Source organism: Bradyrhizobium sp. NBAIM03 (assembly GCF_020194055.1).
In the GTDB taxonomy this organism is placed as follows: Bacteria; Pseudomonadota; Alphaproteobacteria; order Rhizobiales; family Xanthobacteraceae; genus Bradyrhizobium; species Bradyrhizobium yuanmingense.
This window is the reverse complement of the sequence record NZ_JADYVS010000218.1, coordinates 1-411: the sequence shown is the minus strand read 5'-3', so window position 1 is coordinate 411 and position 411 is coordinate 1. Positions and strand designations below refer to the sequence as shown.

At 53.0% G+C, this 411-nt stretch carries 1 protein-coding gene; it reads right to left on the bottom strand.

The window, feature by feature from the left end; translation table 11 throughout:
* Positions 1-411 (bottom strand): S41 family peptidase (locus tag I6F21_RS38180; RefSeq protein WP_249787633.1); only part of this gene is annotated, 411 nt, incomplete at both ends.

Sequence of the window (411 nt, the reverse complement as noted above, 5' to 3'; positions counted from 1 at the left end):
ATCTTCGAATTTCTCACCCGTTTCCGTTTCTTCATTACCCGTCGGCATGATGATGTCTGGCGTTACGCCTTTACGTTGCGTACTGCCGCCGTTAACGCGATAGAACTTCTGGATCGTGTACTGCACAGAACCCAGCGCTGGCCATTCAGGACGTAACATCTGATCGTAAATACGGTTCAATGAACGGTACTGCTGAACGGTGCCTTTACCAAACGTCGGTTCACCCACAACCAGGGCACGACCGTAATCCTGCATTGCCGCGGCAAAGATTTCTGAAGCCGAAGCACTGAAGCGGTCAACCAGCACCACCAGCGGGCCTTTATAGAAGACCTGTCCGTCGGTGTCGCTGTCTTCACGAACCTTGCCGTTGTTATCGCGGACCTGAACAATCGGGCCGGATGGAATGAACAG